The organism is Geobacillus sp. G4 (assembly GCF_040327975.1).
In the GTDB taxonomy this organism is placed as follows: Bacteria; Bacillota; Bacilli; order Bacillales; family Anoxybacillaceae; genus Geobacillus; species Geobacillus thermoleovorans.
The window spans coordinates 86527-112154 of record NZ_JBEPJY010000007.1 but is presented as its reverse complement, the minus strand read 5'-3'; the positions used below and the strand labels follow the sequence as shown (position 1 = coordinate 112154).

At 53.7% G+C, this 25628-nt stretch carries 18 protein-coding genes and 1 riboswitch; of the genes, 7 read left to right on the top strand and 11 right to left on the bottom strand.

Translation table 11 applies throughout. The features are described 5' to 3' along the window. Nucleotides 1–443 precede the first annotated feature (443 nt). Together thiC and ABS784_RS10430 are read right to left on the bottom strand one after the other, a co-directional pair. The gene (gene thiC, locus ABS784_RS10435) at nt 444–2132 is read right to left on the bottom strand and encodes a phosphomethylpyrimidine synthase ThiC (protein ID WP_352512419.1); all 1689 of its coding nucleotides are present in this window, start codon (nt 2130–2132) and stop codon (nt 444–446) included. Nucleotides 2133–2303: 171 nt separating this feature from the next. Next, nucleotides 2304–2417, bottom strand: a riboswitch (TPP riboswitch). Between the two features lie 135 nt (nt 2418–2552). Further along, on the bottom strand, nt 2553–3806 hold the full coding sequence (locus ABS784_RS10430; protein ID WP_023633783.1) for a methyl-accepting chemotaxis protein: 1254 nt from the start codon (nt 3804–3806) through the stop codon (nt 2553–2555). Nucleotides 3807–4167: 361 nt separating this feature from the next. Here ABS784_RS10430 and ABS784_RS10425 point away from each other — a divergent pair, with 361 nt between their 5' ends. The 5 genes from ABS784_RS10425 to ABS784_RS10405 all read left to right on the top strand — a co-directional run bounded on the left by ABS784_RS10425 (nt 4168) and on the right by ABS784_RS10405 (nt 13277). Then, nucleotides 4168–6543 carry a M14 family zinc carboxypeptidase gene (locus ABS784_RS10425; RefSeq protein WP_352512417.1) on the top strand — a complete coding sequence of 792 codons (2376 nt, stop codon included), beginning with the start codon at nt 4168–4170 and terminating at the stop codon, nt 6541–6543. A gap of 355 nt (nt 6544–6898) precedes the next feature. Beyond that, nucleotides 6899–8830, top strand: coding sequence for an IucA/IucC family protein (locus ABS784_RS10420; RefSeq protein WP_023633785.1), 1932 nt, complete (start codon nt 6899–6901; stop codon nt 8828–8830). After that, a complete protein-coding gene (locus tag ABS784_RS10415; RefSeq protein ID WP_352512416.1) occupies nt 8827–10833 on the top strand; it encodes an IucA/IucC family protein in 2007 nt (668 codons plus the stop codon). The genes ABS784_RS10420 and ABS784_RS10415 overlap by 4 nt, the downstream gene beginning before the upstream one ends. A gap of 12 nt (nt 10834–10845) precedes the next feature. Continuing rightward, a complete protein-coding gene (locus ABS784_RS10410; RefSeq protein WP_013144228.1) occupies nt 10846–12084 on the top strand; it encodes an MFS transporter in 1239 nt (412 codons plus the stop codon). Continuing rightward, entirely contained in the window at nt 12072–13277 is a 1206-nt protein-coding gene (locus ABS784_RS10405; RefSeq protein WP_023633787.1) for a type III PLP-dependent enzyme, read from the top strand. Before ABS784_RS10410 ends, ABS784_RS10405 begins: the two co-directional genes overlap by 13 nt. Nucleotides 13278–13319: 42 nt before the next feature. On the opposite strand, the gene ABS784_RS10400 is transcribed toward ABS784_RS10405, so the two are convergent. The 9 genes from ABS784_RS10400 to ABS784_RS10360 form a co-directional block, all read right to left on the bottom strand. Further along, nucleotides 13320–13733, bottom strand: a complete 414-nt coding sequence (locus ABS784_RS10400) for an RDD family protein (RefSeq protein WP_042381023.1) — start codon at nt 13731–13733, stop codon at nt 13320–13322. 286 nt (nt 13734–14019) lie between these two features. Then, a complete protein-coding gene (locus ABS784_RS10395) occupies nt 14020–15546 on the bottom strand; it encodes a PP2C family protein-serine/threonine phosphatase (protein WP_014194852.1) in 1527 nt (508 codons plus the stop codon). 6 nt (nt 15547–15552) lie between these two features. After that, complete coding sequence (locus tag ABS784_RS10390; protein WP_223812669.1) at nt 15553–15837, bottom strand: STAS domain-containing protein; 285 nt, start codon at nt 15835–15837, stop codon at nt 15553–15555. Continuing rightward, entirely contained in the window at nt 15734–16216 is a 483-nt protein-coding gene (locus ABS784_RS10385; protein ID WP_352512492.1) for an ATP-binding protein, read from the bottom strand. Before ABS784_RS10385 ends, ABS784_RS10390 begins: the two co-directional genes overlap by 104 nt. A gap of 336 nt (nt 16217–16552) precedes the next feature. Next, on the bottom strand, nt 16553–18205 hold the full coding sequence (locus ABS784_RS10380; protein ID WP_352512413.1) for a LuxR C-terminal-related transcriptional regulator: 1653 nt from the start codon (nt 18203–18205) through the stop codon (nt 16553–16555). 215 nt (nt 18206–18420) lie between these two features. Then, a complete protein-coding gene (locus ABS784_RS10375) occupies nt 18421–19830 on the bottom strand; it encodes a phosphomannomutase/phosphoglucomutase (RefSeq protein ID WP_023633790.1) in 1410 nt (469 codons plus the stop codon). Continuing rightward, nucleotides 19781–20896 carry a hypothetical protein gene (locus ABS784_RS10370; RefSeq protein WP_011229866.1) on the bottom strand — a complete coding sequence of 372 codons (1116 nt, stop codon included), beginning with the start codon at nt 20894–20896 and terminating at the stop codon, nt 19781–19783. The genes ABS784_RS10375 and ABS784_RS10370 overlap by 50 nt, the downstream gene beginning before the upstream one ends. Continuing rightward, on the bottom strand, nt 20877–22064 hold the full coding sequence (locus tag ABS784_RS10365; protein ID WP_352512411.1) for a glycosyltransferase family 4 protein: 1188 nt from the start codon (nt 22062–22064) through the stop codon (nt 20877–20879). Before ABS784_RS10365 ends, ABS784_RS10370 begins: the two co-directional genes overlap by 20 nt. Beyond that, a complete protein-coding gene (locus tag ABS784_RS10360) occupies nt 22061–23104 on the bottom strand; it encodes a nucleotidyltransferase family protein (RefSeq protein WP_011229864.1) in 1044 nt (347 codons plus the stop codon). Before ABS784_RS10360 ends, ABS784_RS10365 begins: the two co-directional genes overlap by 4 nt. A gap of 291 nt (nt 23105–23395) precedes the next feature. Here ABS784_RS10360 and ABS784_RS10355 point away from each other — a divergent pair, with 291 nt between their 5' ends. Continuing rightward, nucleotides 23396–24577 carry a Gfo/Idh/MocA family protein gene (locus ABS784_RS10355; protein ID WP_011229863.1) on the top strand — a complete coding sequence of 394 codons (1182 nt, stop codon included), beginning with the start codon at nt 23396–23398 and terminating at the stop codon, nt 24575–24577. Between the two features lie 229 nt (nt 24578–24806). Next, entirely contained in the window at nt 24807–25571 is a 765-nt protein-coding gene (locus ABS784_RS10350) for a sporulation protein (RefSeq protein ID WP_014194845.1), read from the top strand. Nucleotides 25572–25628 lie beyond the last annotated feature (57 nt).

Sequence of the window (25628 nt, the reverse complement as noted above, 5' to 3'; positions counted from 1 at the left end):
GAAGTGGTTATTTTTTCACTAAGCTGCTAGAAAAACGCGATCAACCTTCTGAAACCCGGCCCTTTCGCCATAAAAAGAAGCGGCCGGCATCATCCACGGTTCGATGACGCAACTGGCCGCTGTCTATGGAAGCGAAGCGCCGGCGAAGGCGCCGCGATAGACTGCGCAGTTTTCCCCGCATGATCATTCTATGACTAGAAATTTGCACCTTATGCCATTATCATAATCAATCCGAAACGATTTGTAAATATATTTTTTAAAAATTATATATTTTTAAAATAATAAGGAACCGCACCAATTTGCAGAACAAACAAGAGGGGCGATGAACGTTCGCCCCCCTCCGCTGCTTCGATCAGCACCGAGCGTTTTCCAGCTCATGCTTTTTCCGTTGATCGAACTTCCGTATCCTCTCCACCATGCCGAGCATCGCAGCCCGCTTCTTGTCATTGATACAGCGACGACCCTTGCCGAATAAATTGTTGCGCTTTTTCTTTCATCCCCTCCTCTTTGATTTTCCGTTGCAGTTCATGTGAAATGTTCATGGAACAAAATTTCGGCCCGCACATCGAGCAAAAATGGGCCGTTTTCGCCGCCTCAGCCGGCAATGTTTCATCATGATACTCGCGGGCCCGTTCCGGATCGAGGGATAAATTGAACTGATCGTTCCAACGAAATTCAAAGCGCGCTTTCGAGAGCGCGTCGTCACGCTGCTGAGCGGCTGGATGCCCTTTTGCCAGATCAGCCGCATGGGCGGCGATTTTATAGGCCACGACCCCGGCGCGTACGTCCTCTTTATTCGGCAACCCTAAATGTTCTTTGGGCGTTACGTAACAAAGCATCGCCGTTCCATAAGCGCCAATGATGGCGGCGCCAATCGCTGACGTAATATGGTCATACCCGGGCGCGATGTCGGTGACAAGCGGCCCTAACGTATAAAACGGCGCTCCATGACAAATTTCCTGTTCCCGCTCGACATTTTCGCGAATTTTATGCATCGGAATGTGCCCCGGCCCTTCGATCATCACCTGCACATCATGCTTCCAGGCGATTTTCGTCAGCTCGCCGAGCGTCTTGAGTTCCGCAAACTGCGCCTCATCGTTCGCATCGGCGATGGAGCCGGGGCGCAAGCCGTCGCCAAGGGAGATCGCGACATCGTATTGTTTCAAAATCTCGCAGATTTCTTCAAAATGCGTATACAAAAAGTTTTCTTCATGGTGGGCCAAACACCATTGGGCGATGATCGAGCCGCCGCGCGAGACAATTCCGGTCGTCCGGTTGGCGGTGAGCGGAATGTAATGAAGCCGCACACCGGCGTGGATCGTCATGTAGTCGACTCCTTGTTCAGCCTGCTCGATGAGCGTCTCGCGGTACACGTCCCATGTCAGCTTCTCCGGCACCCCTCCTACCTTTTCGAGCGCCTGATAAATCGGCACCGTTCCCACGGGGACCGGCGAATTGCGGATGATGTACTCGCGCGTTTCATGAATGTGTTTGCCGGTCGATAAATCCATGACCGTATCGGCGCCCCAACGCACTGCCCAAAGCAATTTTTCCACTTCGTCTTCAATCGATGAAGAAACAGCCGAGTTGCCGATATTGGCATTAATTTTCACATGGAAACGACGTCCGATGATCATCGGTTCGCTCTCTGGATGGTTAATATTGGCCGGAATAATGGCCCAACCAGCGGCGACTTCTTGGCGGACAATTTCTGGATCGATTTGTTCACGAATCGCGACAAACTCCATTTCTGGCGTAATGATCCCCCGTTTGGCGTAATGCATTTGTGTCACTGTTTTTCCGGGCTTTGCCCTCAATGGACGGCGCACAAACGGAAGCGAACGTTGGATCGCAACAGAAGACCGCTCCATTTCCTCCACATCGCCGCGCTCGACAATCCAGCGGCGACGAAGAGGAGGCAAGCCTTTCTCCACGTCCGGTTCAAAATCGGGATCCGTATACGGGCCCGTCGTATCGTAGACACGCACCGGTTTGTTTTCCACCATTCCTTGCGGCGTTTTCGTTGGCGATAAAGCAATTTCTCTCATCGGCACGCGCACATCCGGGCGCGACCCTTCGATGTACACTTTGCGGCTTTCCGGAAACGACATAAACGAGCGGATGTTTTCCATGCGTGGCTTCCCCTTTCAACATAAAATGATGAAAAATCAGATCTGAAGCCACACCGTCTGAAGCGGGGCAAACACGAGAATAGGCGATGGCGGCCGATTCAAAATAAAAACAGGTTCCGACACCGGAACCTGATCGAAGGCAAAAGGCCAAATGAACAAGACACGTCCATCTGTTCCCGCTGCCTGCTTCCCTACGCTGGCATGACCCAGATCAGGTTCAAAGGGTCAAAGAACTTCATCGCGTTCTTTTCTCAGCCCGGCTCTCGGACTCCCCTAGCAGATAAGCGTATCACAATGATGACTGACTTTTTTTATTCTATCAGGCAATTGGCAAAGATGCAAACCATTTTATTCCAAACGTTGACTCCCACACGTCGTTTGAAAGCCCCTCTTTCTCGAAGAAAGCGTCCTTTTCCTCACTCACACAGAAAATTTCTTCAGCATTGCCCGCATCTCGTCCGCCATCTGACCGAGCGATGTCGACGAAGAGGCGATTTCCTCGACGGAAGCCATTTGTTCCTGGGTCGCTGCCGATACGTTGGCCGCACCAGACGCTGACTGTTCGACAATATTGGTCATCTGTTGGAGTGCGTCGTTCACTTGACGAGCATGCTCCGTCATTTGCTCGATGGCGGACGATACTTGTCCAATTTGTTTGCTCACTTGGCCGACCTCCTCGCGGATATGGGCAAATGATTGGCCGCATGCCGCCGCAACGTTCAATCCTTTCGCCACTTCGGCGATCACCTGTTCGGCAGACGCAACTGCCCGCTTCGTTTCTTCTTGAATGTAACCGATCAGCTCGGAAATTTGTTGCGCTGAGCGCGCTGATTGTTCTGCGAGCTTCCTCACTTCGTCCGCGACAACCGCAAACCCTTTCCCTTGCTCGCCGGCGCGCGCCGCTTCGATCGCCGCATTGAGCGCCAACAAATTCGTCTGCGACGCAATGCCGGTGATCGCTTCCGTAATCTGTCCAATCTCGTTGGAGCGCTCCCCAAGCCCTTTCACCACCTGGCCGAGCGTTTGCACATGATCGTAAATGAACTGCATTTGCTCGGACATTTGTCCGATTGACTGCTTGCCGTCCTCTGCTTTCGCCGACGTTTTCTCGGCGCGGTGCGCCACATCTTTCGTATGGCAAGCGACGTCGCTCAATGTTTGGGAAATATCATGCACGGACGCGGCGGTGGTGCGGACAGCATCGGCCTGTTCCTCCGCACTTGCCGCAAGCGTTTCCATCGTTGTCGCAATTTGCTCTGTCGCTTTCGTCGTCTGTTCGGCGACAGCGGCAAGCTGCTGAGAATATTGCGCTACTTCTTCGGCATGATGTTGGATTTGCCCCATCACACTTTGCCAAGCGTCTGCCATATCGTTTAACGACGCCGCAATCGGCCGCAGCTGCTGCACGCGATCAAGCGGTATGCGCACCGTCAAATCTCCGCCTGTCATCTTGCCTAAATGTTCGTTAATAACGGCAATCGGGGCAACAAACCGTCGATAGTTGAGCGTTGCCGAAACGAAGCCGAGCATCGCGCCAAACAGCACCGTAGCAACAAGCGTCCACCAAAATGCCGCCCCGCGAATGCCGTTGACCAGGCATGTGGCCATGCCGATCGCCGCTGTGCCAGGAATGACAACGAACATTGTGCGAATGATATAAGCGCTTAACGACAATCCATTCTCCTCCTTTTTTCTATCATCAAAAAACTTTATACTACTACTATAGCATTGACATATTCGTCAACGTGCATTGGTTTTCCTTCTTTAGCGCCCAACCGGACATCCTTTATATGACAGGAGTTCATCAAAAGTATCAGAAAACGTTATTATACCAAGGTTTTAGCCCCTCTTCGAATCTTCATTTATTGAGTGAAAAGCAAAAAACGTTATATTTATTCAGTGTTCTCAGCAGTTTGGACACGTTTTTACCACAGATTCATGTAAAAATTCTATTGCCAGTAAAAAGGGATTGTATTAAAATAGTAATTGTGTTATAAATATTCATTTACTAGATCAATAAAATGGAGGATCATCCATGAATAAAAAGAAGATGATTGGCGGGGCACTTGCCTTCAGTTTATTGGCATTCTCCCCTTGGACGGCCGCGCAAGCTGAGCCGATCAAATGGACGAACGTCAATGCGTTTGAAGAACAAAACGGGAGCTTATTCAACCAAGAAAACTATGACTTTGTCAAGTTTTCGCAAATCGGCGCCAAACTGAAAGAAATCGAGAAACAGTCGAACCGCGTCAAAGTGGAAGTAAGAGGAACATCAGCGAACGGCTACCCGCTTTATGTCGTCACAATTGCCGATCCGTCGACGCGCGGCAAATTCGGCAAAATTCAGGCGCTCCGCAAACAAATGTTCAAAAACCCGGGCAAAGCGCAGGAATGGGTGGCAAACAACGAAGACTTCAAAGTCCCGATTATGATCAACGGTTCGATCCATGGAACCGAATTTGTCGGCACTGACGCAATTCTTCAGCTGATCGAGCGGTTTGCAACACAAAACGATGACGCAACAAAGCAGATTTTAGCGAACACCGTCCTCATTTTTAACGTCGTGCAAAACCCGGACGGGCGCGTGCAGGCGACACGGTTTAACGGTGCGGGAATCGACTTGAACCGCGACTTCATCACCCAATCGCAACCGGAAACACGGGAAACGGTAGAATTAATTAAAGAATGGAATCCGATGGTGTTTCTTGATACGCACGGATATGTCAAAAACTATGCGCCCAACAAACAAGGATTGATTGAACCGTGCACACCCCCGCACAATCCAAACTATGAATACGATTTATACATCAAATGGGCGCTCGAGCAAGCGAAAGCGATGGAAGCGGAAATTCTAGCCGACAAAGCATCTTATCAAGGTGAACTGTACAAATCGATGGAAGGCGTCTATATCCCGTACCGGGACGATACAGCCGGCTGGGATGACTATCCGCCGATTTTCACGCCAATGTACGCCATGTACCACGGCGCGTACGGCCATACGCTCGAAGCACCGACCAACGACTGGGACGGCGTGCGCTGGCAATATAACGCCATTATGGGCGCGTTGAAATTCGCCGTTGAACATAAACAAGAAATGATCGCCGACCAGATTGAAATGTTTAAACGCGGGATTACGTTCAACCATCCGCATCATCCAGAAGGCTTTTTCCCGAACGCCTATCTTTTGCCGGTCAATGAAACAGATCCAACCGTCACACTAAAAGCGGTCGAGCATCTGCTCCGCAATGACATTGAAGTGAAACAAGCAGCGCAGCCGTTTACCATAGGCGGGACAACGTACCCGAAAGGAACGTACATCGTTCCAATGGATCAGGCGAAAGCCGGCTTAGCCAACACGATGCTTTGGGACGGCGAAGACATTACGGACGATACGCCGGCGATGTATGACATCTCAGCATGGAGCTTGCCGGAATTATGGGGATTTGCGGCTATCCCTGTTAACGAGGAAGTGAACGTTCCGACGACAAACGTAGGAAACGTCCAAGTGCAAGGGTCATTAACCGGGAAAGGCCCATACCTCATTCCGAACAGCTCGGTCAGCGCCGTCCGTCTCGTGAATACGCTGTTGCAACAAGGCATTGCCGTCAAACGCGATGAGCGCGGAAACTTCTATGTGGGAGCGCCGGCCAACCGCATTTCAGCAGCTGTGAAAGAATCGGGGCTTCACATTTCGACAGCAGCGGTTCCGGCTGATGCCAAACCGATTACAAGCGTCCGTGTCGCCTTGTTGAAAGACGGGGGGATGAATAAGCAGCAATCACATTCCGGCACGAAGCTGGCGTTGCAGCGTCTCGGCTTCCAAGTGGCCGAATTGACGCCTGTCGAAGTGGCGACGAACGGGCTTAATGGATTTGACGTCTTTATTTACAGCGGCACGGAAAATTTGATTTCTCTCAAATTGAGTGCTGCTAATAAAGAGTTTGGCTTGCAAAATGAAGAGCAGTACAATGCCTTTAAGGCAAACGTCACCGCGTTTGTCCAAAATGGCGGCAAATACATCGCTGTTGGCGCTGGGGCATCAAGAGCAACCAAAACACTCGGTCTCACCGACGATACAATTAACGTTGGGGGCTCGAACAGCAACGGCATCGTCCGTGTCGACTACAGCGGCACAGGGACGACAGCCGGCTACGGACAGAACGACATCGGCTTTGTGTATCGTCCGGTATGGTATACGAATACGGACAATGATATCGTCGAAGCGACATTTATAAACGATCCGGGCTTCTTCGTCGCCGGGCATTGGAAAAACCGCGATGCCGCCCAAGGGGCTGCTGTCATTGTCCGCGAACGAAACGCCGACGTCACGTTGATCGGGCTCGAAGCTGGATTCCGGGACCATACCGACTACCTATTCCGCCTGATGGCGAACGCCATTTGGGGAAACTAATGAATCAAAAGCGGGGGCTCCGACAATGGAGTTCCCGTTTTTGATTTGTCGCCCCGCTTTAGAGAGTTAGAGAAAAACCGCATTTTCTTTAAAATGGTTGATTCATGAACGCGTGGAAAGGCTGTTGATTCATTAGCGAAAGTCCCACACCGGAACATTTTTTTCTTAAATTACCAGTCTCTTAGGCGGAACCTCTATATTCTCCCTCCCATCAATCGAACTAGTCAGTTTTTCTTACTCTCCTCCCTATCTCTTAGACGGAAAGACTATTTTTTAATTCCTTATTGAAAATGATAATCATTTATATTATGATATTTAACGAAATTGATAATCGTTATCAAATGGAGGGATCCGATTGAATTCGTCCATCCTCTTTCTCACTGAGGAAGAAGAAACATATCGATATTTGCAAACGGTCGATCCATCGTTGGCTGGTTTGTTTTTGGCCACCTTGCCGAACAGCCGTCAACGCATAGCCAACCGACTGCTGCAGGCGCTTATTCGCGAACAGCTCCTCAGCCCAGATCGCGTTGTTTGGGAACAAACCGGCCACAAATTGGAGCTTTCCATCCTACTCTCTATGAAGAAACAAATCACAGCGGCGGTAATGGAACAGTTTTCCTTAGGGCAGTTTACCGTTGCGCGCCTTTGGCTGCTTGATCAGAAGGAGCGAAAGTCTCTCTCCTCTCCCTTGGAGCTGCTCGAGCTGCTTCAACGCGAAGGGCTCATCAGTTGTGCACCAAATTGGGACGAGTTTTGCGCCGAAATCGCCAACAGCGTGATCAACGACGCGCTTGCCCAAGCCGCGGCCGAGCGGCGCCGCTGTCGATGGCGCGATACATATGGAGCAACGTACTCGTCTTCGCTCGAGTGGGTGCGTGCCCAGCCGCGGCCGTTCAGCCCTCTCACCTTTTACGAACAAACGGTCATTGACGGGCATACACTGCACCCGTGCGCCAAAACGCGGCTCGGCTTCAGCGTCCAAGACATGATCGACTATTCGCCGGAATGGGAAGCGAAAGTCGCTCTCCCCTTGCTGGCGGTGCGTCGCAGCCATTGCCGTTTCGTTTCCTTTTCCTATGGACGGATGGCAGATTGGGTTTACGAACAAGATAAAACGTTGCAGTCCGTTGTGCAAAACACGTTGCGGGCATACGGCCTGTCTGAATGCGAATACGACGTCATCCCTGTCCATCCATGGCAATGGAAACACGTCATCCAACAGCGTTTCCAAAACGAACTGGCCGCACAAACAATCGTTCCGATCGATGGCGGCGTACTGCCTGCTTATCCGCTCGTTTCCGTGCGGACGTTCATGATCCCCGGCGCTTCCGGTGATCATTTGAAAACTCCGATCAATGTGCAAATGACGAGCGCCATCCGCACTGTATCTCCGGCGGCAGCGGCCAACGGACCACGCTTATCGCTTTGGCTGAACGATGTGCTCGTCAAAGAGCGGCTTGCCCCCCGCTTTCGGGTCGTCAGCGAAACAGCGGGCATCTCTTTCTCGCCGCAAGGTCGGACAGACAACGAGGATGCCGCTCTTGCCAAACAGCTCTCGGCCATCGTCCGAACCAATCCGGAGCGCGATTTGGCGGAAGGGGATATCATGATGCCAGCCGTGACGCTCCTTGCCCCTTCCTTCCTGAGCGGCAAACCGGTGGCAGCTGAGCTCGTTGAGGAATATGCAGCCAATCAGGGGGCAAGCTCCGTGCGCGAGGCGGCTGTATGGTTTTTCCGGCAGTATGCGGAAATGCTCGTTCCGCCGTTGCTCTTGCTTTTATGCAAGTACGGAATCAGCTTGGAAGCTCACTTGCAAAATAGCCTTCCTGTCTTTCGCTCCGGCGCGCCCCAGTCAATGCACGTTCGCGACTTGGGAGGAATCCGCCTTCATTGCGGCCGCTTCGGTCGCCATCGCTATCCGCTTGACGAGCTCGCGCCTTCAAGCATCGTGACAGCAGATCTTAACGAGTTGCGGCATACGTTCACCCATGCCGTCATTCACAACCATCTTGGCGAGCTGATCGCCTGCCTCTCCCGCACGTTCTCTATCGACGAGACACTTCTTTGGCAGGCCACAGCGGATGTAATGGAGAATGCATTTGCCGCGTTGACCCGTGACAGTGAAACAGAAGAACAGGCAAGGCAAGATCGGGACGCGCTCTTTTCCCCGGTGCTGCCGATGAAAGCACTTGTCGCTATGCGCTTAACCAATGATCTTCGCAACCGATTCATTGAAACAGCTAATCCGCTGGCCAAATGGAAAAGGGAGGAATGGGAACGATGAACACGCGTTTATCCCTCCGGACAGCTGATATCATCCTTTATCCATACGAACAAGAATGCGTCGAGTTCATCCAAAAACGATTTCCTGAACATCTCTCCGCTTATGTCCGCCATGTCATGCGGGCACGGACGACGATCTTGCAACGAACCGCAGCTGCGTTGCTGCGGGAGGACGTATTCGGTCTATACTCCCGTTCCTACAATTTGCAAGTGATCGACTCAGTGTATATCACGAACTGGCGCGGGCTGACGCCGGAATGGGAAGCGGTCGTCCGCCAGCTGCCGGCCGCCAACTTGCAGGAAGGGATCATGTATAAATTGTTCCCCGTTGCCCCCGGCCAATGTTTGCTGATCCCGATCCGCGGCGAATCCGCTTTCCGCCAATGCGACATCGGCGAGGAGGTCGTTTGGATCGGCGAAGGCATCCAAACGGTGCGGGACGCCCTTTCCTTCCTTTCGTTGCTAACGCCGCTCATCAAGGCGGCCGGCGAGGAACAAGCATGGGCGCAGCTGGCGAAAGAATTGGAAAACGGAACCTCCAACTTGGCGTTGGCTTATTGGCATTTTGAAAAGGAATGCCAAACGATGCGGAAGGAAGCGGACAACTTGTTCACCTATATCGAACAACGACAAAGCGATCCATCGTTTTGCCCGGCGCTGTTTTTCGAGCAACTTTGCATTGAAGGGCATCATCTTCATCCAGGCGCCAAAACGAAACTGCCGATGTCCCCTAAAGACGTATTTGCTTACTCGGCTGAGTTTGGCGGTCAACCGCAGCTGCGGATCGTCGCCGTCCGACGCAATTTGTGCGATTTCCACTTTGACGGATACGAGGATCCGAACACATTCCTGCTCGACCATTTTCCGTCGCTGCGCGGCCCGGTTGAAGAATGCTTCCAGCAAACCAAAAAGAAGCTAGAAGACTATGTGCTCGTGCCTGTCCATCCTTGGCAATACGAACATGTCATTCCTAACGTCTATCGTGCGGAATTGCGCGACGGCCTCCTTTGGCTGATCGAAGGAGCGGTGATCCCAACGCAGGCGACCGCCTCGTTCCGAACCGTTTTGGCGAAAGAAGCACCGCTGTATATAAAGACTGCCGTCCATAGTCAAATGACCTCGACGGTCAGGTCCATTTCCCCCCAGTCAGCCAACAACGGCGCAACATACAGCCGGCTGCTTCGCGCCATTTTGGAAAGAGAGAGGGACTTGTCCGCTATCTTTCTTCCTGTTTGTGAAATCGGCGGCTGCTCGTTTCGCTCTGAAGATCCAAATAAAGCACGGAACTTATCGGTCATTTATCGGGAAGGGCTGGATCGCTTTGTCAATGAAGGGGAAATCGCCATTGCCGGCACCGCTTTATACGCCTCGTCACCATTCAGCGGCCGGCCGATTATCAACGATATTATTGAAGCATATGCCAAGGGAATCGGCCGTCCATCATCTCAAGAAACGGCGCTTTCCTTTCTTCGCGAATACGTCGGCATCGCCGTCCGTGGCTTTCTAACGTTGCTCGTCAAGTACGGCATTGGCCTGGAAGGACACTTGCAAAATACCGTTCCCGTTTTCCGGCAAGGGAAACCGATGAAATTGCTGTTCCGCGACTGGGGAGGCATCCGTTTGTACCGGCCGCGCCTTGAGCGCCAAGGGTTCAATATCGATGTCCGTCCCGATTCAATCACGATTACGGATGATTTGCGAGAAGCGCAAAACAAAGTGTTTTATACAGTCTTTCAAAATCAGCTTGGCGAAATCATCCGTCATATCAGCCGCCAGTGGGGCATTGCCGAGGAACAATGCTGGATATGCGTCCGCCGCCAATGTGATGAGGTGTTTGCCAAATTGGCCAAAGACCCAAACCTAAAACGAGCAGTAGACGAAGACCGCCAGGCCTTATACCGGCCGCACATCGATCATAAGGCGCTGGCAAAAATGCGGCTGCAGCCAGAAGCGAAAACGTATTGTGTCGTTTCCGTTCCCAATCCGTTAGCAACGAGTCGATAAGGGGGAGTTGACATGCTTCTTACATCGAAAAAACCATCCCCCTCTTTTGCGCTATTTTGGCGCCCGTTCCGGATTTATTGGAGCGGAACGTTGCCGGCGCGCATCGGGGAGTGGGCTGATTTCGTCATCCTAAACTGGGCTGTGTTGCAGCTTTCCCGCTCGTCGCTCGATCTAGGCGTTCTCAACGTCTGCCGGCTGTTGCCGATCTTTCTATTCAGTTGGCTCGGCGGCGTGCTCGCCGACCGCCTGTCCCGGCGCCAAGTGCTTGCTGCCTCCTTGCTGGGCATGGCAGGTTTTACTTTGGTGATTGCTTGGTTGCTGCGCGAGCCGTCTTCATTAATTTGGCTGTTTGCCGCTGTCTTTGTCCGTTCGATCTTTATGGCCATGGAAACGACAGCGCGCAACGCCTATATCGCAGACCTTGTTCCAATCGAGGCGCTCTCCAGCGCCATTTCGTTGCATACCGCCGCTCTTCACATCGGGAAAATCATCGGCCCGGCAGCGGCCGGATGGGGGCTCTCTTCACTCGGCGGCGTTTCACTGCTTATCGTCTACAGCACGATGCTCGTTATCGCAGCTTTTGCTGTATTGTCATTAGAAGAGAGCCGCCCCCGCCGTCCAGCTGCGCGTCCAACAGACGGCAGCAAAGGGGAGGCGATCCGTTACATCAAGCGCACCCCGCTCGTTCGGGGGCTGCTTCTTCTTTCAATCATCCCGATGACGTTTGGCTTTGCCTATTCGGCGGTCACCCCTCTTCTTGTTGACGCGTTGGCCAACGGCGATGCCGGGGATTTCGCCGTGTTGCTCTCCGTCTCATCCGCCGGGGCATTGCTCGGCACGATCTGGCTTTCCTTCCGGCCGGTCGAGGCGATCGGCAAATGGCTCATCGTCTCTTTGCTCGCTTTTTCTCTATCGTTGCTTCTATGGATCGTCTTATTTGAACATTGGCTGCTTTGCTTAGCCGCCATGGCACTGGCCGGGTTGACCGGGCAGCTATACCGGACGTTATGCCGCCTGGCCATCCAGCTGGTCGTTCCGGATCGGTTGCGCGGACGGGTCATGAGCATCGCTTTAATGGACCGCGGCTTCATCCCGCTAGGCACCCTTTTGCTTACGACTCTTGCCGAGTATGTTGGAGCGAAAATCGCTGGCTATGCGATGGGATGGCTCTGCCTTCTTTGCGCCCTTGCCTTTTGGCGGCGAAAAGAACTATGGAACATCTCTACAGGAGGACGAATATGGAACGATTGAACACCGTCATTCAAGCCATTATAGAACGCAAGGCAAAACAGCAGGGCCCACTTTGCGCCTATGTATATGACTTAGACAACCTCCGCGTCCATACAGCAAGCTTGTCCGCCTCGCTTCCTCCTTCCGTCCGGCTCTTTTACGCCGTGAAAGCGAACGCGGATGAGCGCATCTTGAAAACAGTCGCGCCGTATGTCACCGGTTTTGAAGTCGCCTCAGGCGGCGAGCTGCAAAAAGTCCGCCGCCTGTTTGCCGATTCTCCAGTCATTTTCGGCGGTCCGGGAAAAACAGATGAGGAGCTGGCCGCGGCGATTGAGGAACGTGTTGCTCTCATTCATGTCGAAAGCGTATGGGAATTGCAGCGGCTGAATTGGATCGCCGCCAGGAGGCAAACAACCGTGCGTGTACTCCTGCGGGTCAATTTGCGGCAAGCCGCCTCAGGCGCCACATTGCATATGGCGGGAAAACCGACCCAATTTGGCATCGACGAACAACATATCGCCGAAGCGATCCATACGGCATTGACTCTTCCGTCTATTGATCTGCAAGGATTCCATTTTCATTCGATGTCCAATCATACCGACGAGCAGGCCCATCTTTCTTTTATCGAAACGTGCCTGTCATTTGTCGCGCAAGCGGAAACGACGTACGGGCGGCGGTTTTCGGTCGTTAACGTCGGAGGCGGAGTCGGCGTGCATTACAACGAACCGGACCGGCAATTTCGTTGGAATTGGTTTTCCAAAGAGCTGAACCTGTTGCTGCGCCGTCAAGCCCCCCCTCATTGGACAGTCATTTTCGAGCTCGGCCGCTTTATTGCCGCCCATAATGGGTATTACGCCGCGGAGGTGCTCGACCTGAAAACCAATTACGGAACGCATTTTGCGATTATTCGCGGCGGCACCCACCATCTTCGGCTGCCGGCAGCCTGGAAAATGAACCATCCCTTTCTCGTCATTCCTATTGATGAGTGGCCATACCCCTTTAACCGCCCATCTTTACATAACCAGCGGGTGACGTTAGCTGGCGAATTGTGCACGCCAAACGACATATTGGCTCGGGATGTGCCTTGCGCCCGCCTTCGCGTTGGCGACATCGTATTGTTCCGCTGCGCCGGCGCCTACGGCTGGGACATTTCTCATCATGATTTTTTAAGCCATCCGCATCCGGAATTTATTTACCTCGAATCGTCGATGTAAAAACAGCGGGCCTCCACTCGGAAGCCCGCCTTTTTCCATTGTTTACACCGTCGGTTTTTCCGTTGTCACATACGTCCCAGCGATAAAATCGTGAATCGACCGTTTGTCTTCTCTTGCAGCTACCATAATCGCACTAATAATGAGACCAATGCCAAACGTGATAAAGTATACGAGTCCGCCAACGAACGTGCGCAAAAACATCGTGCCGACCCCAACTTTTCCGCCGTTGACTTTCGCAATCCGGATGCCAAGCATCCGCTTGCCGACCGTATATCCGTACCAAACAGCCGGGACGATTAACGCGTAAAGGATGTTCGCTAATGACGTAAACCAGTTCGTTTCCCAACTGCCAGTGATGAAATAGCCGATGATCGAAATCGGAATGCCAACGACAATCGCATCCAACAAGTTAGCCAACAGCCGCTTCCAAAATCCAGCCGGATTCGTCACCGCCATATGTCTTCCCTCCTGTTGCCTTTTCTATATTGTATTCGCAATCAACAGCGTAATTGTCTTTATTTTAACCTGAATTGTGGAAAGGAATCTATACTATAGTTTGGTGTTTGCCGCCATTATTGGGCAGCAGGAGTGAATGCGTCTTTTCACGATCCGTAAAAAAGATAGCCCAAAAGGCCATTTTTGCAACCGAGACACAGTTGGCTGCCGTGCCGTTTCATACATAAAGAAAAAGCAGCTTGTGAAGCGGATCGATCATCCGAATACAGGCGGCTTTTCCCCTCGTTTAGCCAAGCTTGGCCACCACCGCCGAAAAATCGTCCGGAAGCGGCCCTTTTTGCGCAAAATGGCGGCGCAGATGGTCCAAAAGCACCTGCTCGTCCAATAAAATATGCGGCGTTAGCGCATCGCGGAACGCTTCAATCTTTTGCCGAACGGATCCCGCCCCCCCTTCAATCGCCCCGTCGGAATACAACACAAGCGTCGCCCCCGGCTCGTAGCGCAACCGGCCGCTGTCGACAAAAAGGCGCGGAAGCAGCCCGATCGGCGCGCAGCCGCGGTCCAACTCCGCCACCGTTCCGTCCGGTTGGAACAAAAACCCCGGCGGATGGCCGGCTGATGCATATTCAATCATCCGTTCCTTGACATCCACAAGAACATACACGGCGGTGAAATAATACGTCATCCGCCCGTTTTCATGGTACAACTGGCGCATATGGCGGTTCAACTCGCGAAACACTTCCGTCGGAACGATCCCTTTGCGGATGACGCCGTTTAAGAGCGAGCGGACCGACATGCAAATGAGTGAAGCCGCTGCCCCATGACCCATCACATCCATTAAAAAAATGCCGTACCGCTGTTTGTCGATCGGATACCAGGCGTACATATCGCCCCCCAGCTCCCGTGATGGGATGTACGTTCCGGCAATCTGGATTCCTTTGGCCGACAACGGCTTGCTCAACACGCGCTTTTGCACCTCGCGGGCCAGCCGCAAGTCATCTTTCATCGCTGCGATGTATGGGTTCTCATAAGTTGGACCGGCAAATAAAAACAAGTAAAAAGCGATTCCTCCATCATGGCCAGGCACAGCCCGCACCGTCGTCTGCCTGACATAGACCGAACCGTTTTTCCGCCGCCAGCGCACCCACCCCCTCCATTCTCCACTTTCCCCAGTTCCCGCTTGAATCACCTCATAAAGCCAGGCCTCGTAATAACCCGCGTAAAGCGTATGCAGCGGCTGACCGACAATCTCTACACCATGGCCAGTGATTTTTGTGAACGCCGGATTGACAAACTGAACGACAAACTGGCCATCGGTTACGAGCATCGCCTGTTCCATCGCTTTGTACACTTGTTCAGCGAGCTGCCGTTCATTCTCGTTTCGCTTTGCTTCTGTCAGATCAGCGACAACTCCGCTGACGAGCCTCACTTCCCCGAATTGGCCAAGCACAGGAAACGTCCGTTCAAGCACCCAGCGGACGGAGCCATCCCGCTGATTGATGATGCGATACGTTTGGGCACCCGCATCCGCCCCCGAAAGAAGCGACCATTTTCTTTCCGCCTTGGCGCGGTCATCCGGGTAGGACACTTTTGCCCATATGTCTTGATCGCGGTAAAAGTCGTCCGGAGGCAGGCCGTACAGCTGCTCGCATGATGACGAAATGAACAAGAGCCGCCTTTGTTCCGGCGCTGCGAGCCAATACACATAATCGCCCGGCCCAACGAATACATTCATTTTTTCCAAGCCGAGAAGCAACTCTCGCCACGCGAGGTGGTCATAACGTTGAACATGTTCCCAAAACCCATCCACCATAGAACGTCATTCTCCACTGAAATAATCCATGGCTTCCTTCTCTGTGGCAAATAGTTTGATAAACGAAGAAAATTTGACGATATGGAAAATTTCTGCAAGCGACCCTTCCACTCCGGCAATGACCAACTCTTTTTGTCGGGCTCTCGCCGCCATGACGCTGTCAGCGATGACCCCGAGTCCGGCGCTGTTAATGTATTTGACCCCCTCCATGTTGACGATCAATTGATCCGCCTGTTTGTCCAGCAACTTTTCCAGCGCTTGACGGAACGATTCGACATTGTTTAAGGTAATATCTTCTGCCCATGTCAGCGTGCAAATTGCCCCTTGTTTTGTCTCCATCTTGTTTCCTCCAATAGTCACTCTTTTTTTTTTTGCATTTGCACATGCAAAACAAGACGTTGTTTCCCGCTTGCTTCACGTATACATCGTCGACGATATGGGTGATCAGCTGCAGCCCCCTGCCGCGCGGCCCAGTGTTGACGACATCAGTTTGGGCTACGGAGAAGCATCCTCCTCGCTGTTTGACAATGATCATAAACTGTCTCGCATCAATTTTCCAAAATATCCTAAATGGCAGTTTTCTCGTTTTTTGACAATATTCATACGCATTCGTGCACGCTTCCTCTGTCGCGAGCCGAAGAAAAAGGCAATCGCGCGGCAAAAACCCCATTCTCTTCGCCAGTTCCTCGGTAATGTCCATCGCTTTTAAAATGTCCGCCGTTTTCACGATCGCCATCGTTCGGATCATGGCCTTGGGCTTCATCGGCATTCCCCTATCCTTGTTATGCTTATGCGCCGGCCAAAGCAACATGGCAGCTTTTCCACTATCCCACGTTCCAGCGCTGGGGAAAACGGATTCGAATGCTATTTTTCTCCTTTATTGTTCCATCTATCGAAAAATAGTTCTTATTTACTACAACTCATTATAATACAAAATGGGGTTCATTCCAATTTCCTACATCCAAAAAAAAAGACATCATGGCACCCATCGTCCAATGATGTCCCCTTAGCGGCGCTGCCGGTGGTGGTTTAGTTGATACACAAGGGCGATCAACTGCGACCGGTCATTGACGCCAATTTTTTGAAAAATGTTCGTAATATGATTTTTCACGGTATGGACGCTAATGAACAACCGTTCTGAAATTTCGCGGTTGCTGCAGCCTTGAATGAGCAGCTCCAATACATCCATCTCCCGGGCTGTCAACTGCTCGGACAGCATGTCGATATTGACCGTCCCATCATTCCCACCGTGGGCCTTGCCGCTAATCATCATCGCACCAATCGCGGCCAGCGCCGTCATATACACTTCCGCCTCTTTCGCTTCCCTTCCTTTCTTTATATGAACGGCGAGAACGCCATAGCGGCCATCGCCGACGAAAAACGGCACTTCCATCACCGATTTGCCCTCGACATCAAGCAACGCCGGCACCTCGCTTTTCGCCTTCTCGCCGTGACAGCCATAGCGACGGCAGACATCATCCCGATAACGAACGGCCATTTCTACGTCCATCGCTCCTTCGTGGACAACGGCTGTTTGGCCATCGCTAGACCATACCACGCAGACGAAATCGCCGTAAGCGAGCTCCGCGGCGAATTCGGCCATCATCCGGATGATTTCTTCCTCGTTCTGCACCATACGCATGGCCCGTCCAATTTCCATCAACATCGAAAGGCGCATCAAATGGCGGTCCATTTTCATATCGGCCTCTGTACATTTAGCCAGAAGCAGCCAATGTTGAACGAGGGCGGAGCCGACCGAACGAAGCGCCGCTGGCAGTGAAGAGGCCGCCTCGCTGCCGATCATGACCCATCCTTCCATTGTTTTCCCGTACATCGCCGGATACGCAATCATCGCTTTCGGGCGGATGCCATGGCGGACAAAAAAGGAAAAGCGTGGATCCAAAGCGGCATCTTGAACGTAAACCGAACGAAGCGGCGGCTTCGAAGACGAAAGCGGCGGAAACAACGCATCGATCATCTTGCCGCGCAGCTTTCCGGCCTTTTCCCCGCTTGCCGCCGCCACCATCCATCCTTGCGGACACTTGGCGATATACAACGCCATATCGACGCGTTCATCGAACGCCCGCAACTCAAAAAGCAGCTTGTCCACGTCCGCTAGGGCGGAGCTGTCCGTGACCACTGCTTCGAGCCGTTTTCCGTATTCACAGCATTGCTGCTTGCGGCGCTCGCCGCTGATTAATTCCCCGCATATGACCGCCATCTTTTCTATATCTTTTAACTTCGCTTCGACTGCCCGCGCCGGCAGCGCCACCGATCGTTCGATGGCTGACACCCACTTTCCGCCGGCTGCCAGCGGCTGTTCGCAAATGAGCCATTTCGTCTCTTCCTCGATAAACACGCCCGCCCAAATCCAATATTCCGCCTTCTCATCGACAAACACGGGAGCGACGATGCTTTTCATGCCAAAACGCCCGACCGGTACGACCGATGGACGCTGCCATCCGTCAATAACAAGTTCTCGCGGGCAGAAAAACGATGGCGCTTCCCTTTCAGCTGCAAACAAAACGAGCTCCGCCAGCTCGGTCATATTCGATACTTTCGTCACGGGAGCGCCGTGATCATCGACGATAAGCATGCTCAACTCCGTCAATGCCGCGTATGCATCTTGAATATATTGCAACGATTCACGGATCACCACGCCTTCAACTCTCCTACAACTCGTTTTTACCCCTATCTATTATGGACAAATAACTGGCAAGAAATCAAGCTTTAACCCCCTGCGACAGCAAAAACAAACCGGCGCCGGCGGCCCGCACGAGATAGCGGGCGCCGCGCCGGAAAAGAGTTTTTGCGCCAAACAGAGCGCACCATCAAGAACAGGCCCAAGCATTTCGGGCAGCTTGGAAATGAACATCACCAATCGATGCACAATTCAAGAGCATGGAGACAATCAGCCAGTTGCCGCTTAATCTCCGCCAGCGCTTCCTCCGTCTTCGCTTCTGCGCGTAAGACGAGAATCGGCTGCGTGTTCGACGGCCGCACCAACCCCCAGCCTTCCGGGAACTGGATGCGGGCGCCATCGACGTCAACAACCGGATAGCGGCCAGCGAACCGGTTTTTCACCGCAGCAATGGCAGCTGGTTTTTTCTCTTCCGGACAAGCAACTCGCGTCTCCGGCGTCGCCGCGTACCGCGGCACATCGGCAAACCACTCGGACAGCGGGCGCTCATCGTGCGACAGTAATCGAAGCAGGCGCCCAGCGGCGTACAGTGCATCGTCATAGCCGTAAAACTCATCATTGAAGAACAAATGGCCAGACATTTCACCAGCAAACGGGATCTCCGGACGACGGCGCAACGTCGCTTTGACGTGCGAATGGCCGGTGCGATGGAAGAACGGTTTCCCGCCGAGCCGCTCAATTTCCTCAACAAGCGCTTGCGAACATTTCACTTCAACGGGCGCGTCGGCTCCCGGATAGCGCTTAAGAATCTCGCGCCAGAACAGCACCATCAGTTGGTCGCCCCAACGGATCGCACCCGTTTCATCCACAACCCCGATCCGATCACCGTCGCCGTCAAACGCGATGCCAAGATCAGCCTGCTCCTTGCGCACCATCTCAATCAAGGCCGTTAAGTTCTCCGGCACGACCGGGTCCGGATGATGGTTCGGAAACGTTGGATCGGATTCACAGTAAAGCGGGACGACATCGCATCCCCACTCTTTGAGCACTTGTGGCGCAATGATCGATGGGGTGCCGTTGCCGCAGTCGACGACGACCTTCAGCTTGCGCGGACCGAGTTGGATTTTCTCCTTCAACATATTGATATATGCCGGAGCAAGGTCCAACGTTTCCTCGCGCCCGCGCGCTGTTTCAGGCCGCGGCTGTTCCTGGCTGAGCCGCTCCATCGCCCGCCGCAACGCTTGGATGCGCTCGCCATAAATTGTCGTTTTTCCCATGGCGATTTTAAATCCGTTCTCATCCCCTGGGTTATGGCTGGCGGTGATGATCATGCCGCATGGAATGTTCGTGTAGTATAAGCTGTAGTAAAACATCGGCGTCGTCGAAAGCCCAATATCGACGACATCGCAGCCGCCATCGAGCAGCCCATCTTTGAGCGCCCGATGCAAGCCAGGCGATGATAGACGATTGTCATGACCGACAACCGCCCTCTTCTCGCCTTCCTTTTGCATCATGTCGGCAAAGGCCCGTCCGAGCCAATACGCGAACGACTCATCGAGCTCCTCTCCGGCTCGTCCGCGGATGTCGTATTCTTTAAACACGTGTGCCGGCCATGCGAACGGTTTCGTTGTTGACGTATTCATCGACAACCACCTCCACCGAAATCGATTGAGCGATTGCTGCTGTTAACAAGTACGACAATGTTGACTCCGCCCCCCGATTCGGGTTCGGGCCGTTCGGGCCAAGCCCGTCGCAGCAACTGCCGTCGCTTGGGTCGGCAAGCGGCGCGTTGCCGTCGTTTTGTCCGTAAAACCAAGCGAGGCAGCGGCGGACGACGCCGCGATAACGCTCGTCGTCCGTTGCCCAATACGCTTCGCGCGCCGCCAAAGCGAGCTTCATCACATCAAGCGGCTGTTGATCCCAATCGGCGCGGTAGCGGCGGCTGCACCAGCCGCGGTTGCCGACCGGACGGATGACACCTCCCGGTCCGCTCATTTTTTCAATAAGGAAAGCAAGGCTTTTTTCCGCCACTTCCTTCACCTCATCCCGAGGCGCGCGCCGATATGCCGTCCAAAGCGCCCACGGCAGCACCCCGTTGGCGTACGTCAACTCCGGCTCATACCAATACCAATCGTCGCCAGCATGCTCCCAATACGCCGCAAGCAGCCGCTGCTCAAGCCGTGCAGCCAAAGCTGCCACTTCCTCTTGATCGACGCCAAGCGGGCGTCCTTCTGTCAATAAGACGCCGCAAGTGGCCACCCCCCAGGCGACGCCGCGCAGCGAACGAAGCTCCCAAGCCGCCGGCATGGCCCGCCGCAACATATCTGCTGCCGCCTCGCGCCGCGCCGGATCGCTGAGGCGAACGTAAGCCAACGCCGTCGCCCAAAACGACCGCCCGAAGCAGTCGTCTGACGGCGTTTCCTCTTCTTTTGTCCGATCGAAGAAAAAGTTGTTATGGAACGTGCCATCATCGTTTTGCGCCCAAAGCAAAAACGCCAAATACCGGTCAAGCAAACGGTGCAGCCGCTCTTTCTCTCCTTTGTCTTCACATAGCGCCATCCATTCCAGGCACGCCCAGATGGCGCGGGCGTTGTCATCGGTCGAATAACCCTCGCGACGGCGCGGGATGCGGCCAAGGCTATGCTCAAGCAATCCGGTGTCGTCAGTCATGCGCTCGAGATGGTCGAACTTAATGACTGACGGTGCCAATGGTCTTCACCTCCCCACGTTTCGCGTCGCACATGCGCGCAAACAAGGCGACATGCTGTTCGCCGACGCGCGGCCAATGCGTGTTTGCCCCGATTTGGCGCACCTTTTCCTCCCATCGCTTCAGCGCCGCCTCGTCGGCCAACAGCTGCCCGAGCCGCTCTTCCCAGGTGGTCGTATCGCCATACGGCAACAACAGCTCTTCACAACCTTGCAACAAATCGCGCGCATGCTCATACGGCGTCGAAACGACCGGACGGCCGACACCGACCGCATAGGCAAGCGTGCCGCTTGTGATTTGCTGCATGCCCGGGTACGGGGTGACGTATAGATCGCACGCCGTCAAATAATCGATCAATTCCTCTTCGCTGAAATACCGATCTTCCATGTAGACATGGAGCTCAAGCCCTAAACGGTGAATGAGCGATTTCAACTCCTCGCGATATGCTTCTCCTTCCCTCTTTTTCACTTCTGGGTGCGTCTGTCCGGCGATGACATACAGCGCTTCCGGCACCTTGCGCACAACGCCCGGCAATGCGGCCAAGACCGATTCAATCCCTTTGCCGCGGCTGAGCAGCCCAAACGTCAACATCACTTTGCGGCCGCTGAATCCGAGGCGTCGGCGAAGCGAATCGCGATTTTCGCTGCTTGGGCCTGGAGCACCGTGCGGAATGTAGACAATTTTTTCTTCCGGCAGGCCAAACGCTTTGACCAAATACGGAATCGCCTGCCGGTTCATGACGATGATCGCATCGCTTGCCGCCGCGATTTTCTCTTGAATCGGGCGATACGGCAACGGCGGGTCGGCAAACACCGTATGGAACGTCGTTACGAGCGGCTTGTTGAGCGCGGCGATGAAATCAAGAATGTATTCGCCCGCCTCGCCGCCGAAAATGCCGAACTCATGCTGCAATAAAACGACGTCGATGTCGCTTTCATTCACCCTTTTGGCCATCTCGGCATACGCCGCGCGGTTTTGCGCCGGAAGCGGCCAATACGCCGGGTTGTGGCGATAGGCGTCATCGCCGTCGCTTTCGTTGTACAACACGATGACGCGGTCGCCGTCGGACGGGCCCCGGACGCCGTCAATGCTTTGTCGCAAATGTTCCGTAAACGTCGCCAGCCCGCACCGCCGCGGCGGGTACGTGCTGACGTAGGCAATTCGAATCATGCTTGCACCGCCTCCTTGAACTGATTAATAATCGAATCTTCGAACACTTCTCCCGCCGGCGTCACCGTCCGATAGCCGAAAATGCTGTTTTGCAAACGGCTGCGGTCACGAATGACAGAGCGGTCCCAAACGATTGTCTGCGCGCAATGGACGCGGGCGCCAATTTGGCAGCGGTCGCCGATGACCGCATTTGGGCCAATGACAGCCTGCGGACCGATTTTCACGTGGTCGCCGATGAGCACAGGCGGCACAAACAAGACGCCAGACCCAATCTCCACGTTTTCACCAACAAACACGCCCGGTTGAATTTCACGTCCTTTGAGCGGAATCGGAAACTCCCGGCTCAACGCATCCCAATGCACTTGGCGGTAGCGGGCCGGCGTCCCCATATCACGCCAGTATCCGGTGCTGACGATGCCATATACACCGACATTCTTCTCGATCAGCAGCGGGAATGTTTCACGCTCGATCGACACTTCCCGCTCAGCCGGAATATAACGCATCACGTCCGGCTCGAAAATATACATGCCGGCATTGATGCGGTTCGATGGCGCTTCTTCGCGGCGCGGCTTTTCGACAAAGCGTAAAATTTGCCCACGATCGTCTTGTTCGACCACCCCATAGGAAGAAGGATCGTCTACTTCCGTTAAGACAATCGTCGCCAAACCGCCATGTTGACGATGGAAATCAAGCAGCGGGATCAATTGCGGCAAATGCACAATGTCGGCGTTAAACACGAGAAACCGTTCCTTCAGCCAGCGCTCGGCGTTTTTGATCGCCCCAGCCGTTCCGAGCGGGAACGGTTCGAGCGCGTATGTAATCTTGACGTTCCAGCGCTTCCCATCTTCGAAATAGCGACGGATCACTTCTGAACAATGATGTGCGGCGATGACAAATTCGTTGACTCCTTGGTCGCGAAGATGAACGATGAGGTGTTCAAGCCATGGCCGGTTCGCAATCGGGGCCATCGGTTTGGGGATGTTTTCGGTCAATGGACGAAGACGCGTACCTAATCCTCCTGCCAGCAACAATGCTTTCATTTCGTCATCCCTCCATATCTTTTTTTCACAAAAATAGACACCTTTTTTGACGGATGAACGAGAAAATGAAAGTAGTTCATAGATTGCTAGCACTCGGCTGCGATGGTTGCTAATAATAATATACATAATATTCCTCCTTCTATGCAAGCGAAATAATTGTCGGATGGTGTCGATGAGGAATGATTGATGCTTGCAAATTTCAAAACTTTCATTTTCTCGTTCTTCTTTTTCTTTGCGGTATAATGAGTATCGTTAATGCTATATATATGTGAGGGAGGAGGAGAATACGCCATGATTTCTTCATCATCTTTCCGTTACCATGTTGGCATTGCCGGTGCCGGCGCATTCGCTGAATTTCTCGCCGGCGCGCTCGCCCCACTTCCTTCCTTCCATCTCGCCGCTGTCGCCGGGCGGACGGACGAAAAACGCCAGCGCGTCATCGACGCCTATCGCCGCCGTCAGGCACAGGCGGGCGACGTGCGCGAATACCGCGAAGCTGAAGAATTGATCGTTGACCCGCATGTTGACATCGTCATTCTCACCACCCCGCCGCATTTGCACGCCCCGCTTGCCAAGCGGGCGCTTGAGGAAGGCAAACATGTGTTGCTTGAAAAGCCAGGCGGCCTCACCGCCGAGGCGCTGCGGGCGAACATCCAGCTCGCCGCCCGCCAAAACCGGGCGTTGGCGGTCAATCTCGTCCTTCGCTACCACCCGCTCGCAGAAGCCGTCAAGCAACTCATCCACCGCGCGTTTCTTGGCCCAGTGGACTACGCAAGCCTTCACAACGCGGCTCACCGTGTCGCGGAAGGCCATTGGTTTTGGGACGAGCGGCGAAGCGGCGGCATCCTGATCGAGCACGGCGTCCACTTTTTTGAAGTCGGACGCGACTGGTTTGGCGAAGCGGCTTCCGCACGCGGATTCGCGTTGCGAGAACCAGACGGCACACGGCCGCGCGTCGGCGCTACGGTGATTCATGAAAGCAACGGCTGGCGCATCCCCGTCCATTATTACCACGGCTTTACGATGGACCCCGCCGCTTCGGAATCGACGCACTGGGACATTCATACGGCACGCGGGCGCATCGTGCTTGAAGGCTGGATTCCGACGCAGCTATCCGTCTCCGGCCTCGTCTCAACCGATGAGGCAGCGCATATGGACGCTTTGCTTGATGCCATTCCGAAACAACCGTCCTCCCGCGCCATCGAACAAGTCAGGCAAGCGGCCAACCGCCTGTTGCCGTCGGTTCCACGGTCAGACGCCCCGCGCATCCCGTACGAGCGCACCGTGGTGCTCTCGGACCGCCACGGGTGGTACGAAGCGATTGCCCAAACGCGCTTTCTTGATTTTTGCCGTTTGATCGAGAACCCGAGCTGGCGCGTCCTCGTCACTGCCGAAGACGCCGCCGCCGACCTCGCTTTGGCGGAAGCGTGCACCGTTGCAGATGAAGAAACCGATCCGCTCGGCATCCGTTAACACAACGAAACAAAAAGGAAAGGTGTCCCAAAAAGATCGGGGCACCTTTTTTGATTGCCGTATATAATTGTTAAAAAGCAATATATTGCGTTTCGCTTCTTGAACATCGCCCTTTGGCGTCAGACTCTTGGCGGGACGGTATCGTTCCCACCTTTTTAATTAAGAAGGACGGAACCTTTTCACCAGGCGCTCCGTATTCTCAACTGAAATCGATGACAAGGAGGAGAACTTGTTGTTCAAAAAACTGTTAAGTTCTATCGGCATCGGAGCAGCCACTGTTGATACGAAATTAGCGAAAGCGCAATATGTCCAAGGCGAAACAGTCGAAGGGATTGTCGACATTCGCGGCGGCAGCATCGAGCAGCATATCGACGAAATTTACTTAGCGTTAGTGACGACCTACCTTCGAGAAATCGATGATAAGAAACACGAGGAAAAAGCGGTGCTGGCAAGGTACAAAGTAAGCGGCTCGCTGACGATTGGGCCGAACGAAACGAAAACGATCCCGTTTCAATTCGCCTTGCCGTACGACGTGCCCGTCACGCTCGGCTCTTCGCGGGTATGGCTGCAAACCGGCCTTGACATTAAAATGGCGCTCGACCCGCAAGACCGCGACCATCTCGCCATCGAACCGCACCCGCTCGTCGCCGCGTTTCTCGAGGCAGCCCGCCAATTAGGATTCCGCCTCCACCATGTGCAGTGCGAACAAGCGCCGCGCTATTGGCAACGGCGGTTGCCGTTTGTCCAAGAGTTTGAATTCAAGCCGGCAAGTGGACCGTTCAAAGGCTGTCTTGATGAATTGGAAGCGATCTTCTTTTTGTCTGAAAACAGCGTAGAAGTCTTGCTGGAAATCGACCGCAAGGCACGTGGACTTTCTGGGTTGTTCGCAGAGGCGCTCGATATGGACGAGACGTTTGTCCGGTTCACATACGGCACAGGCGACATCCCGGCATTGCCGCAATTACTGGCAGATGCGATCCAGAAGTACAGTTAGACGGAAAAAACGAAAAGGGCCGTCCGCCATCTTTTTCCTTCCGCTTCTGAAGTTTGT

Excerpts from the sequence above, each read along its gene's own strand:
- ABS784_RS10355 (WP_011229863.1), top strand. The coding sequence starts at position 23,396 with ATGATTTCTTCATCATCTTTCCGTTACCATGTTGGCATTGCCGGTGCC.
- ABS784_RS10360 (WP_011229864.1), bottom strand. The coding sequence starts at position 23,104 with ATGAAAGCATTGTTGCTGGCAGGAGGATTAGGTACGCGTCTTCGTCCA.
- ABS784_RS10375 (WP_023633790.1), bottom strand. The coding sequence starts at position 19,830 with ATGAATACGTCAACAACGAAACCGTTCGCATGGCCGGCACACGTGTTT.
- ABS784_RS10385 (WP_352512492.1), bottom strand. The coding sequence starts at position 16,216 with ATGGGGTTTTTGCCGCGCGATTGCCTTTTTCTTCGGCTCGCGACAGAG.
- thiC (WP_352512419.1), bottom strand. The coding sequence starts at position 2,132 with ATGGAAAACATCCGCTCGTTTATGTCGTTTCCGGAAAGCCGCAAAGTG.
- ABS784_RS10400 (WP_042381023.1), bottom strand. The coding sequence starts at position 13,733 with ATGGCGGTGACGAATCCGGCTGGATTTTGGAAGCGGCTGTTGGCTAAC.
- ABS784_RS10410 (WP_013144228.1), top strand. The coding sequence starts at position 10,846 with ATGCTTCTTACATCGAAAAAACCATCCCCCTCTTTTGCGCTATTTTGG.
- ABS784_RS10425 (WP_352512417.1), top strand. The coding sequence starts at position 4,168 with ATGAATAAAAAGAAGATGATTGGCGGGGCACTTGCCTTCAGTTTATTG.
- ABS784_RS10395 (WP_014194852.1), bottom strand. The coding sequence starts at position 15,546 with ATGGTGGATGGGTTTTGGGAACATGTTCAACGTTATGACCACCTCGCG.
- ABS784_RS10415 (WP_352512416.1), top strand. The coding sequence starts at position 8,827 with ATGAACACGCGTTTATCCCTCCGGACAGCTGATATCATCCTTTATCCA.
- ABS784_RS10365 (WP_352512411.1), bottom strand. The coding sequence starts at position 22,064 with ATGATTCGAATTGCCTACGTCAGCACGTACCCGCCGCGGCGGTGCGGG.
- ABS784_RS10405 (WP_023633787.1), top strand. The coding sequence starts at position 12,072 with ATGGAACGATTGAACACCGTCATTCAAGCCATTATAGAACGCAAGGCA.